Here is a 12,194-nt window from a genome sequence, read left to right as displayed (position 1 = left end):
TCCGTTGAACGGAATGAGGCTGGCGCTCAGAGGCTAACTGACGGCCAGCAAACAGTACGCGAGGCCAGTTAACCGATCGGTAGTCGTAGTACGGATAGCAGTGCTGGCACAGCGACGGACAGCATCAGCCCGGCGTCGGTGCGACGCAGAAAATGGCTGATGAATCGGGCGCTGATGTACATGCGGATTCCTGAAGGAGGACTTCAATGAAGTCGAAAAAACTGAAAATAAAAACGGAGGTGAAACCTGATTGAGACTACATTTTTAGCAGAATTGCTTTGCTTATTTAGGTAGTAGCAGAGATGCCAGTGATAGCAGAGTTAGTAGCATCCAGCTGGAAAACGCGAGCAGCAGAGCGGGTCTGTGTCCGGCGGTTGTTTTCGCAGCAGTGATATGAGTGGATGTACGCATGGGTTTAATGTATCGCCTTACGCAGATCTGTGTCAAGGCTGAATTTAAAAAAAGCTCTCTTTCATTTTAAAGAAAGAGAGCTTAGTCTGGTTATTCAGATTGTTCTGATTGTTCAGATCAGTTGTTGCTGCATTTGTGAATGAACATGCACATCGCTGATGCTGTTCATTGCTGACGCCGTTACCAGATCGTGATGCGTTTCTCTGGTGCGGTGTACATTTTGTCGCCTTCTTTGACACCAAACGCAGAGTAGAACGCTGGCAGGTTGGTCAGTGGCGCATTGCCGCGTACCGCCGCTGGCGAGTGTGGATCGGTGTTAATCAAACGAATCGCTTCGGCATCTCGTGCCTTACCACGCCAGACTTGTGTCCAACCCATGAACAGACGCTGATCGCCGGTGTAACCGTCAATCACTGGCGCGGGTTTGCCGCCGAGTGAGATCTGATACGCTTTATACGCGATCGATAAACCAGAATTATCGGCAATGTTTTCACCCAGTGTCAGGGCACCGTTGACGTTATAACCTGGCAGCGGGCTGTAGGCGTTGTATTGCGCGATCATCGCTGCAGTCAGTTTGCCGAAATTCGCTTTGTCTTCTTTGGTCCACCAGTCACGCAGATTGCCATCACCATCAGACTGGCTGCCGGAATCATCAAAGCCGTGGCTGATTTCATGGCCGATCACCGCGCCGATACCACCGTAATTTACGGCGTCATCTGCTGCAGGATTGAAGAATGGCGGCTGCAGAATCGCGGCCGGGAAGACGATTTCATTTTGACGGGAGTTGTAATACGCATTTACAGTCTGCGGACTCATGCCCCATTCTTTACGGCTGACAGGCTGACCTAATTTGGATAATTGGCGTAAGTATTCATGTTCACGGCCACGCATCACGTTACCGACCAGATCATCTTTTTTGATGACCAGTTTGCTGTAATCACGCCACACATCCGGATAGCCGATCTTCGGGGTGAACTTCGCGAGCTTGGTGAGTGCCTCTTTTTTAGTTTCAGGGCTCATCCAGTCCAGCGTTTCTATGCTTTGTTTGTAGGCGAGCGTCAGATTTTTCACCAGCTCTTCCATGCGCGCTTTATTCTCAGGCGGGAAATATTTGGCGACATACAGTTTCCCCAGTGCTTCAGACATGCTTTCTTCCACGCGTGCGACACCACGTTTCCAACGCGGCTGATTCGCCGGAATACCGCGTAAGGTCACGCTGGAGAAGTTGAAATCTTCATCCACAAAGCGTTTCGATAACAGGCTGGCATACGCATCCAGCACTTTCCATTTGTAATAGGCTTGCCACACAGAGACTGGCGTTTCATGGATGATTTTGGCCATGCCATTGAGGAAGCCCGGTTGACGGACAATCACGTAATCCACGCGGTTGCCGACACCGGTGCCAGCGAAATAGGCGGTCCAGTCGAAGCCTGGCAGTAGCTCTGCCAATTTTGCTTTTTCAATTTTGTTGTAGGTCTTTACCGGGTTACGGTTTTCGACTTTGGTCCATTGGATTTTCGCGATTTCTGTTTCCAGTGCAAGGATGCTGGCAGCCGCTTTTTCGGCATCTTTCTGACCGCTCATTTCCAGCATTTTTTCTACGTGTTTAACGTAAGCGTCGCGGAAACCTTTGAGCTTGGCATCATCGTCTTTCAGGTAGTAATCACGGTCTGGCAGACCCAGTCCACCCTGGCTGACATACACCGCGTATTTGCTGGAATCGCGCGCATCCTGGCCGATACCGGATTGCACCGGCAGCGAAACACCGAGTTTGGCGAGATTAGAAATCAGTGCTGGCAAATCTTCTTTTTTGGTGAAACGGTCAATGCGGTTGAATGTCGCTTTGAGCGGCGCAATATCAAGTTTCTCAGCCTGTGCTTCGTCCATGAAGCTATTGTAGAGATCGGCGATTTTTTTCTCGTTGCTGCCCGCTTTCAATTTGCTGTCTGCGGCTAATGCTTTGATGATGTCATACGAACGTTGTTCGGATAAGTCGCGCAACTGATCGAAAGAACCAAAGCGGGCGCGGTCTGCCGGAATTTCTGCATTCGCCAGCCATTTGCCTGACATGAATTTAAAGAAATCATCTTGTGGCCGCACGCTGGTATCTATCCATTGCAGGTCGATGCCTGAAATGCGGGCGGCAGTCGCTATCGTTGTCGATGCTGCTGCGGTTGTGTGGGCTGGTGTCGTCTGGGCAAAAGCGGCGCCGGTGCTGCCGGCAGAAATGGCTGCCAGGACGGCAAGCGAGAGCAGGGTGCGTTGCATGTGATGGTCCCTTTAATTTTTAAAATCGATTGAAATAGCATTCATGAAATGTCATTCAGTCACCGGCATTGAAAACGAATGCCAGGTGAAGAAAACAGTCAGGTTGATTGAGACAAAAAAGCGGCGGATTAGTTCGTCAGGATACGAAATAATCAGCCGCTTTTTTTATCCGGATAATGCAGTCGGTGACGCCGGTTTTAGTCTGAATACGCATTGTTGATACGATCTTCAGGAGGCGATTTAAGGCGATAAAAGCATGAAATATAATGGGGGGAGTATATTTAAACCTCCTTTATTTACGAGGGGATCAAGGTGTTTTTTACATATACTCCCCAAAAATACAGCAATTACGAGGATTTTTTCTGGCGGTAAGACCAGAACAGCAGCAGCGCGCCGACCACGATCATCGGCAGCGAAAGCATCTGTCCGGCAGAGATCGTGAGTCCGGCAAAACTGACTTCGTAATCCGGTGTGCGGAAGTATTCTGTGCAAAAGCGGGCGCAACCGTACAGGATCACAAACAAAGACCCGACCGCCAGCCGTGGTCGTGCTTTACTGGCGAAGATCCACAAAATAATGAACAGTAAAACACCGTCGACGAGCGCCTGATACAGCGGCGAGGGATGGACAGGATGATCGACACCGGGCCAGATCATCGCCCAGGGTAAATCGGCAGAGGCAACGCGCCCCGGCAATTCGTGATTGATGAAGTTGCCGATGCGGCCAGCCGCATAACCAAGCGGCACGAGCGGTGCGATGAAATCATAAACATCTGCCAGATGCATTTTTGCTTTGCGTGCCCACAAGGACATCGCAATCAGCACGCCAAGAAAACCGCCATGAAAAGACATGCCGCCTTTCCAGACTTTGAAAACTTCTAATGGATTGTCGAGGTAGTAGGGCAGGCCGTAAAAAAGCACTTCGCCGATACGTCCACCGAGGATGACGCCGAGTACGCCGTAAAAAAGCATGTCGTCGATATGTTCGCGGGTCCAGCCTTTGGCCGCGACGTGCGGCAATCTGAGGCGATAACGGCCCAGCATAATAAACTGGGCAAAGGCGACCATATACATCAGGCCATACCAATGCACGGAAAGAGGGCCAATGGCAAAAGCGACGGGATCAGGATTAGGATGAATCAGCATGTGGTTGTGTGTAAAAGCTGTAAAAAGGAGGCGAGTACCGCTGACGGATTATCTTTACGCCAGACGATACCGATCTCGACTGCAGGTGCGGCATCTTCAATCGGATGATAGACCACGCCGGGGCGCTGCAAGTTCGAAACGGATTGTGGCACAAGTGCGATACCCATGCCAGCCGACACCAGTCCGACGATGGTTTGCATCTGTATTGCCTCCTGGCCTATGACTGGCGTTTTCCCCACCGCGTGGAAATGACCGAGTATCGCATCGTGCAATGAAGGTGCGATTTTGCGGGGGAATAAGATGAGTGGCAGATCCGGACAGTCTTCCATTTTGAGCGAGCGGTGACGCGGTAGTAAGTGCTCAGGCGCTGCCAGCATCAGTGGTTCGGTCAGAATTTTCTGGTAGCACAACAACTGCTGCAGTTTTTCCGGCAAAGGCGGGATCATGAAGCCCGCGTCAATTTCACTTTTTTCCAGCGCATCAAGTTGGATGTCGGTCGTGGCTTCACGCAACTCTATGCTGACGTCGGGATGACTGTGCCGGAACGCCCGCAACGTCGGCGGCAGTATGCTGTAATCGGCGACAGAGACAAAAGCGAGTGATAAATGACCGCGCGCACCTGCGGCGGCTTGTTGCGCCAACTGGCGCAGACTATTGGCCTGCTCCAGCAGCCGTCTGGCTTCTGGTAGCAAAGCCATCCCGGCGGGCGTCAGTGCGGTATGGCGGGTGGTGCGGATAAACAGCGGCGTGCCCAGCAAGTTTTCGAGAGATTGAATCGCCTGCGATAGCGGCGGTTGCGTCATATTCAGACGTAGTGCGGCTTTGCCAAAATGCATTTCTTCCGCAACCGCGATGAAATAGCGAAGCTGGCGTAATTCCAGATGGCGCAGATCAGAATTGCTCATGCGTGAAGATGACCGGCTTTCTTGTCCGTAAAAAAAGCCGACCAAATGTCGGCTTTGTGTATTGTTCAGGTCGGGTGGGATTAACGACGGCCAACTTTTTTATCAAACGTCCGTTTCAGGCGTTCTGCCTTCATTTTTTCGAAGTGCACATCATCTTTGCGTTTATCCAGACCCAGCATGCGTTCGAAAAATTCAAACCAGAAAAAGGCAAATATGGCGCCGCCAATTATCCACCACCACGACATGGTAGCAAATACCGACACTTCGGCAAGTTTTAAGACCAGCAACAATAACAGCGGGATGATCAGTAGCATAATTAGTTTCCTTTTGTCAGGAGATTAGAACGTATTAGGCGGCAGGTCAACCGGCATGTTTTCAGTCGTGTTCAAATCGCTGAAAAGCGTTAAAATGAAACGGCATTTTTAACCTGGAGAGAACAATGAAATATTCCTTAATCGTAGGTGCTGCTCTGGCAGTATTGGCATCTGGCTCGGTGCTGGCGAATGCCGATCTGGCAAAAGCGAAAAATTGTCTGGCATGCCACGCTGTTGATAATAAAGTCGTCGGTCCTGGCTACAAAGAAGTAGCAAAAAAATATGCGGGCGATAAAACTGCAGAAGCCAAGCTGATACAGAAAGTCATCAAAGGTGGTAGCGGTACTTGGGGCGCGATCCCTATGCCAGCGAATCCACAAGTGACAGAAGCAGAAGCTAAAACTTTGGTTAAGTGGATTCTTGCATTGAAATAAGCAAGACAGACTGCTGAAAAATGCAGATCAGCATGAATAAAAAAAGCCCGGTTCATTTGAACCGGGCTTTTTTTGTCTGAATTGACGCTGATTATTTCGTCACAGCCAACAGATCACGTTTGCCGCCTTTGTATGTGTACAAAGTCAGTGTGCCGTCTTTGATATCGCCTTTATCATCAAATGCGATATCGCCTGTAACGCCTTTGTATTTGATTTTCTTCAGCACTGGCAGGTATTTTGCCGGTTCTGCTGAGTTAGCCTGTTTCATGGCTTCGACCATCGTCATGACAGCATCGTAAACATACGGTGCATAGATCTGAACATCGACGCCGAATTTTTTCTTGTATGCTGCTTTCCAGTTGTCGTTCGCTACTTTTTGCGCGTCGAGAACACCACCAGCCTCAGCACAAACTACCTGGCCTTCGCCGATAGCATCACCAGCGAGTTTAACCAGATCGGCTGTACAGATACCGTCGCCGCCCATGAATTTCGCATTCACGCCCAATGCTTTCATCTGACGCAGCATAGGACCGGCAACCGCATCCATACCACCGAAGAAAATCAGATCAGGTTTTTTCGCTTTGATCGTAGTCAGAATGGCGGCGAAATCATTCGATTTATCCGTTGTATGTTCCTGAACGAGGATTTCTGCGCCTTTACCTTTAGCACCTTTGACGAATTCTTTTGCTACGCCTTCACCGTAGGCTGTTTTATCGTCAATCACTGCAATTTTTTTCGCTTTGCTGATCTGTACAGCATAACGACCCAAAGTACCACCTAACTGACCATCGTTAGCCACAACGCGGAATGCACCTTTGAAGCCTTGGTTAGTGTATGGAACTGCTGTTGCAGATGGGGAAATTTGTGGAATACCTGCATCGTTGTAGATTTTGGATGCTGGGATTGTTGTTCCTGAATTCAGATGGCCGATAACGCCGTTGACTTTTGCATCAACCAGTTTTTGTGCAACAGTCGTGCCTTGTTTAGGATCGCCGCCGTCATCTTCAGCCAGCAATTCGAATTTTGCTTTTTTGCCGCCTATCATCACGCCTTTTGCATTCAACTCTTCGATCGCCATTTTGGCGCCGTTTTCGTTGTCTTTACCTAAGTGGGCAATAGCGCCGGAAACAGGGCCGACGTGACCAATTTTAATAACGACTTCCTGAGCTGCCGCAGAACCAGCAAATGCGAAAGCGATCGCGCCAGCCAGTGGAATCATTTTAGTTTTTAACGACATGAACATACTCCCTTGAGGATTAAAAAGTAGGGCTACAAAACTGTAATGCCAACCTATTCAGGAAACTGAATATACAAAAGGTACAACAGAAAAAAAATTTCGGAAAGCTCTTTAGCATGATTTTTTTTTATCCGAATGATTTTTCCATGCGCCAAAATCGGGCATTTTTTTAACCGGGATTGCCAGCTTTTAACTCATAGAAAGTCAGCGCTGATTATTAATGTTGAAGCCTTGATAAGCAACCGCTGCCCATCTCGTGAACTCTTCTTTGCAGTGCATCAAAATCTAATGTCGTAGCCTTCCCATGTTGATGGGGTTTGCTGCGATAGTGCCGATGTCAGAGTGGGAATGTTTTCTGACCGGGAATAAATGCAGACGGGTCAAGGCACGGGGAGGGATAACTTAGGGCGAGGCGCACAAAGTTGGTGCGGCCTCAAGAAAATACGATTGAAAAATGCTTTGAAATTTTATTGGATAGCGACAATATTTTTTTAATTCTGGTGGTTTTTTACATCAGCGAGAGGTTAATTTTGTGCGACGCACCACGTCATTGTGATCGACTGTGCGCTTCATCCGAATGCGTTGGCATAGGATTTGTTGCTGGCAGGATAGCTAAGGTGGCACGCCGAATGCTGTCGTCTGACCACAGAAAACTCGCCAGAAAGAACTTAACGAGGTGTTGCAGCATTGAGATAAAAAACTATTTTGAATTCTTTACCTTGTTGATTTCCTGAGTGACTGCTCTGGTGACCAGTTCTTCCAGTGAGTTTTTCAAACCGGCGCGAATCTCTTTTGCCAAGCCCTCAACCGCTGTCTGCAATACATCGGCAAGATTGTCCCTGACTCTATGCTCGAGAACAAAATCGACGCGCGCCAGAACGTGCTTCAGTACGTCTTCTTTTAAACTTTGCTCCAGTGTTTGCCATTGCTCTTCCGGAACGCTGACATTTGTTGTGTCGGCATCCGCCTGGGCAACAGCGGCTGCGGTGGCGGGCAGCGGGCTTGGTAATGGCGATGAGGATGTTGTTGCAGTTGTGACCGTTCCAGCCCCGGCATGAGCCTCATTCACAGTTTCAGCAACCGGGAGAATAATTTCAGTGAGAACGGGGATGCTGGCATCAATCGAGGTATTCATATTATTTAGCGACGTTATGGCTGAGAGTGTGGCCTTGTTGTTGATAGTAGCGATAGCGTTCGCGCGCTGCCAGCGTGTCTTGCTGCTCGCCTGAGACGATTTCTATCATGCGGCTAAACAGGGAGAAATGATCTGGTACCGTGGCACTCAGATTGACCAGCAATTCAAAATGCGGGCTTTGATCCAGACGCGTATTGCTGAGAATAATCGGCGTCATTGATGCCAGTGCATCGTCGGCCATCACATGCGGCAAAAAATCGGCTTCGCTGATGGTCCACAGTGCTTCATCCAGGTGGCGCAGAACAGCCAGATCGTGATGATAGACCACGACTTTGCTGTTGGCTGCGCGGGCCTTGCGTATCAGTCGGCAGGCGTAATGAAGCTTGTCAGCGACATTACTGTGAAAATCGATACGCGTCATATCAGAAGCGGAAGTCATTCTCTGAGGCAGGTTTTTTGGCCGGGACGTTGGCGGGCTTTTTCTGCGGCGCGGGCTTTTCTCCGGCTGTAGTTGCGGCTGCAGCGGGGGCTGCACTTTCTGCTGCCGGATAACGATAATCTGGCGGCAGCATGTTGCTGGCAGGATAAGCGGCGGACGTTACCGCTGCTTTCCAGTCGTCAGCATTGTAACCACGTAATTTCTTGCTGCCGATTTGCATCACAGGCAACTGGGTGTCGCCACTGATTTGTTTCAGTTTTTCAATGTCTTCGGATGTTTTGACGGTTTTTTCTGAAAAAGGAACACCGGCGGATTTCAGCAGATTTTTGCCTTCGTTACAGGGGGCGCAATTGGCTGCTGTGTAAATGGTCACCGGATTTTTTGAGACAGCCTGCCCGAGTTCATAAGGAAAATTCGCAGTGCTCACCGAGCCGGACAATTCTTTTTTTTCCAGCAATTTCTGATTCGCCTGTGGCGGTGTGTCGGAATACGTGATTTTCCCATCCGGCCCCACCGATTTGTAGAGCTGTGCCTGCGCTTGCGCGGCCAGCAATATCAAGGGCAACAGCAGAAATTGGATCGCGGTTGTGGTTCGTTTCACGTTGTACTCCTTCAGGCTGACATGCCGCTATGGCGTAATAATGCATCGATGGCAGGCTCTCTGCCACGGAAGGCTTTGAATGAATCAAGAGCAGGGCGGGAACCACCGACTTCCAGTACTTCTTTCTGAAACTTTTGTCCCGCTGTGCGTGACAGATTGCTGCCCTCGGTTTTACCGTGTTCTTCGAACGCAGCATAGGCATCAGCAGATAATACCTCGGCCCATTTATAACTGTAATAACCGGCCGCATAACCACCCGCAAAGATATGGCTGAATGCATGCTGGAAGCGGTTGAATTCCGGTGCGGTAAACACAGAAATCTGTTCCCTGACCTGATTCAGAATATCCTGTACCGACTGTGTACCGTGTGGATCGAACTGGTCGTGCAGACGCATATCGAACAGCGCGAACTCGACCTGACGTAAAGTTTGCAGGCCGGACTGAAAATTTTTCGCCGCGATCATTTTGTCGTACAGGCTGCGCGGTAAAGGTTCGCCGGTCTCTGCATGAGCCGTCATGTGTTGCAGCACATCCCATTCCCAGCAGAAATTTTCCATGAACTGCGATGGTAATTCGACCGCGTCCCACTCCACACCGGAAATGCCGGAGACCGATAAATCATCAACTTGTGTCAGCAGATGATGCAGACCATGACCGAATTCATGGAACAGGGTGATCACTTCATCGTGGGTAAAGTAGGCCGGTTTGCGTACGCCATCAACCGTTGCAGGTTCGGTGAAATTGCATACCAGATAGGCAACCGGCGTTTGTATGCCGCCAGCAGTTTTGCGGCGACCACGGGCATCGTCCATCCAGGCGCCGCCACGCTTGCCCTGACGTGCATACAAGTCGAGATAAAACTGACCGATCAGGTGTCCGTCTTTTTCTATGCGATAAAACTGTACGTCCGGGTGCCAGGTATCCGCTTTATCGATACGGATGCTGACACCGAATAAGGTTTGAATTACGCGGAATAAACCGCTGATGACTTGTGGCTCAGGGAAATACAGTTTCACTTCCTGCTCAGAAAATGCATAGCGCTGTTCACGCAATTTTTCGGACGCATAAGTGACGTCCCAGGCTTCCAGTGTGCTGATACCTAATTGTTCGGCGGCGAAGCTGCGTAATTCCTGCAAGTCTTTTTCGGCATAAGGACGGGCACGCTGGGCGAGGTCTTCGAGGAAGCTGCTGACCAGCGCTGGTGACTCGGCCATCTTGCTGACCAGCGAAACCTCTGCAAAATTCCGGTAGCCGAGCAGTTGCGCTTCTTCTTTGCGCAGCTGCAGCAGCTGCTCGATGATTGCAGTGTTATCCCACTCCGGTTTCGCGCCTAATTCAGAAGCCTTAGTGGCATTCGTACGATAAATCGTTTCGCGAATCTGACGGTTGTCGGCGTATTGCAATAACGGGAAATAGGACGGGAAATGCAGCGTGAATTGATAACCGGTTTTACCGTTCTTTTCAGCCGTTGCTTTGGCTGCTTGAATCACATCTTCCGGCACACCCTTGAGTTCGTTGATGTCGCTGATCAGTAAGGCGTAATCATTGGTAGCATCAAGCACATTTTCAGAAAAACGCGTGGTCAGCATCGCGTGTTTTTCCTGAATCTCAGCGTAGCGTTGTTTCAGTTCTTCTGGCAACTCGGCGCCGCCGAGACGGAAATCACGGATTGCGTTTTGTATGATGGTTTTACGTGCCACCGGCAAGGCATCAAATCCGGTTTGCGCGCGCAAGGCTTTGTATTTGCCGAACAGCGCCAGATTTTGTCCCAGCTCGGTCCAGAATTCTGTGATCGCCGGTTGATTTTCATTGTAGGCCGCCCGCAATTCAGGTGTATCGGCAACACCATTCAAATGACTGACGATGCCCCAGGCGCGTCCCAGTTTTTCGGTGGCGTTCTCCAATGGCTCAACAAAATTTTCCCACGTCACTTCGTCCTGACTGGCGGACAGTTGTTCAACTACGGCCCGGTTTTCCGCCAGCAGACTGGTAATGGCAGGGGTGATGTGTTCCGCGCGGATATCGGCAAAACGCGGCAGGTCGGTAAAGTCGAGCAATGGAGAACTGGTGGTCATCTTAGTTTCTTTCGGCAGCTTCAATCGTGTTGACCAGTAACATGGTGATGGTCATAGGACCTACGCCACCCGGAACCGGTGTGATATAACCCGCGACTTCTTTGGTCGGCGCATAGTCCACATCACCACAGAGTTTGCCTTCATCGTCACGATTCATACCAACGTCAATCACAACGGCACCTGGTTTGACCATGTCTGCGGTCACGATATTGCGTTTGCCAGTGGCGACAACAAGAATGTCGGCGTTGCGTGTATGTGCTGCCAGATCGCGGGTCTTGGAGTTGCAGATGGTGACGGTGGCGCCCGCTTGCAAGAGCAACATTGCCTGCGGCTTGCCGACGATATTCGACGCACCGACCACGACCGCATTCGCACCACGCACCGGGTAATTAATTGATTCCAGCATTTTCATCACGCCATACGGTGTGCATGGGCGGAACAGCGGCTGACCCGTCATCAGCAAACCGGCATTGCTGATATGGAAGCCATCGACGTCTTTTTCCGCGGCGATGGCCTCGATGACTTTATTCGCGTTGATGTGTGCAGGCAAAGGCAGTTGCACCAGAATACCGTTAATTTTCGGATCCTGATTCAGTCTTTCGATATGAGCGAGTAAATCAGCTTCGCTGAGGTCGGCCGCATATTTTTCCAGCACAGAATAAAAGCCGCAGTCTTCGCATGCTTTCACCTTGTTGCGGACATACACCTGCGAGGCCGGATTTTCACCGACCAGGATGACTGCCAGACCAGGTTGTTTTCCTTGCGCTGTCAGGGCCGCAGCTCGTTGTGTGACATCGGCACGGATTTGTTGGGAGAGTTCGGTTCCGCTGATAATTTGGGCAGTCATGATGGGCTTTGCAAAAGAAGATCAAGCCGCGATTATAAATTATGCGGTGGCTCACCGGATAACTATGCAGAGTGGGGCTGAATACAAAAGTATGCCTGCGCGAGAAGTTGGGTGCCGGATAGCTGAAATGCCGCATGGAGGCAGCGTTCTGACTTGTGCTGTGTATCAGCGTTTTAACGATATTCAGCGCGGAAACTCAGATTGTGTCGTTTTTAACTGTAAATATACTCCGGGGGAGTATATTTACAGCCCCAATGATTTCAAAGAGATTAGGGTGAATTTTGATAATTTATGGGGGAGTATCTGAAATATCGACTTTAGCGGACAAAGCGATGATGCCCGTCACTGAGTGATAATAAGGCTATATAACAAGTCTATACAGC

12 protein-coding genes are annotated in these 12,194 nt (G+C 50.0%); 2 read left to right on the top strand and 10 right to left on the bottom strand.

The genetic code is table 11. The annotated features are described in order from the left end of the window. Window positions 1–591: 591 nt before the first annotated feature. The 4 genes from KDM87_RS16895 to KDM87_RS16880 all read right to left on the bottom strand — a co-directional run bounded on the left by KDM87_RS16895 (window position 592) and on the right by KDM87_RS16880 (window position 5,043). Window positions 592–2,679, bottom strand: a complete 2,088-nt coding sequence (locus tag KDM87_RS16895) for a M13 family metallopeptidase (protein WP_212680300.1) — start codon at window positions 2,677–2,679, stop codon at window positions 592–594. Window positions 2,680–3,026: 347 nt separating this feature from the next. After that, the gene (gene lgt, locus KDM87_RS16890) at window positions 3,027–3,824 is read right to left on the bottom strand and encodes a prolipoprotein diacylglyceryl transferase (RefSeq protein ID WP_212680299.1); all 798 of its coding nucleotides are present in this window, start codon (window positions 3,822–3,824) and stop codon (window positions 3,027–3,029) included. After that, entirely contained in the window at window positions 3,818–4,729 is a 912-nt protein-coding gene (locus tag KDM87_RS16885; protein WP_212680298.1) for a LysR family transcriptional regulator, read from the bottom strand. The genes lgt and KDM87_RS16885 overlap by 7 nt, the downstream gene beginning before the upstream one ends. A gap of 80 nt (window positions 4,730–4,809) precedes the next feature. Continuing rightward, window positions 4,810–5,043: a TIGR04438 family Trp-rich protein gene (locus KDM87_RS16880; protein ID WP_212680297.1), complete on the bottom strand. Its 234-nt coding sequence runs from the start codon at window positions 5,041–5,043 to the stop codon at window positions 4,810–4,812. Window positions 5,044–5,168: 125 nt separating this feature from the next. Here KDM87_RS16880 and KDM87_RS16875 point away from each other — a divergent pair, with 125 nt between their 5' ends. Further along, on the top strand, window positions 5,169–5,477 hold the full coding sequence (locus KDM87_RS16875) for a c-type cytochrome (RefSeq protein WP_212680296.1): 309 nt from the start codon (window positions 5,169–5,171) through the stop codon (window positions 5,475–5,477). A 91-nt stretch (window positions 5,478–5,568) separates the two neighbouring features. On the opposite strand, the gene KDM87_RS16870 is transcribed toward KDM87_RS16875, so the two are convergent. The 6 genes from KDM87_RS16870 to folD form a co-directional block, all read right to left on the bottom strand. Then, complete coding sequence (locus KDM87_RS16870; RefSeq protein WP_186885960.1) at window positions 5,569–6,714, bottom strand: branched-chain amino acid ABC transporter substrate-binding protein; 1,146 nt, start codon at window positions 6,712–6,714, stop codon at window positions 5,569–5,571. 700 nt (window positions 6,715–7,414) lie between these two features. Continuing rightward, window positions 7,415–7,849 (bottom strand): hypothetical protein, encoded by a 435-nt coding sequence (locus KDM87_RS16865; RefSeq protein ID WP_212680295.1) that lies wholly within the window; start codon window positions 7,847–7,849, stop codon window positions 7,415–7,417. 1 nt (window position 7,850) lies between these two features. Then, window positions 7,851–8,270, bottom strand: a complete 420-nt coding sequence (locus tag KDM87_RS16860; protein WP_212680338.1) for a DNA polymerase III subunit chi — start codon at window positions 8,268–8,270, stop codon at window positions 7,851–7,853. A 1-nt stretch (window position 8,271) separates the two neighbouring features. Beyond that, on the bottom strand, window positions 8,272–8,889 hold the full coding sequence (locus tag KDM87_RS16855) for a glutaredoxin family protein (RefSeq protein ID WP_212680294.1): 618 nt from the start codon (window positions 8,887–8,889) through the stop codon (window positions 8,272–8,274). A gap of 11 nt (window positions 8,890–8,900) precedes the next feature. Next, window positions 8,901–10,964: a M3 family metallopeptidase gene (locus KDM87_RS16850; RefSeq protein ID WP_212680293.1), complete on the bottom strand. Its 2,064-nt coding sequence runs from the start codon at window positions 10,962–10,964 to the stop codon at window positions 8,901–8,903. 1 nt (window position 10,965) lies between these two features. Beyond that, window positions 10,966–11,811: a bifunctional methylenetetrahydrofolate dehydrogenase/methenyltetrahydrofolate cyclohydrolase FolD gene (gene folD / locus KDM87_RS16845; RefSeq protein WP_212680292.1), complete on the bottom strand. Its 846-nt coding sequence runs from the start codon at window positions 11,809–11,811 to the stop codon at window positions 10,966–10,968. Between folD and KDM87_RS16840 the strand changes: the two genes are divergently transcribed. Beyond that, window positions 11,810–12,118, top strand: coding sequence for a hypothetical protein (locus tag KDM87_RS16840; RefSeq protein ID WP_212680291.1), 309 nt, complete (start codon window positions 11,810–11,812; stop codon window positions 12,116–12,118). The genes folD and KDM87_RS16840 overlap by 2 nt on opposite strands. Window positions 12,119–12,194: the final 76 nt, after the last annotated feature.

It is taken from the genome of Cognatundibacterium rivi (assembly GCF_018139565.1).
Taxonomy (GTDB): Bacteria; Pseudomonadota; Gammaproteobacteria; order Burkholderiales; family Burkholderiaceae_D; genus Undibacterium; species Undibacterium rivi.
The sequence above is the reverse complement of the archived record's forward strand: the minus strand, read 5'-3'. Positions and strand labels throughout refer to the sequence as shown.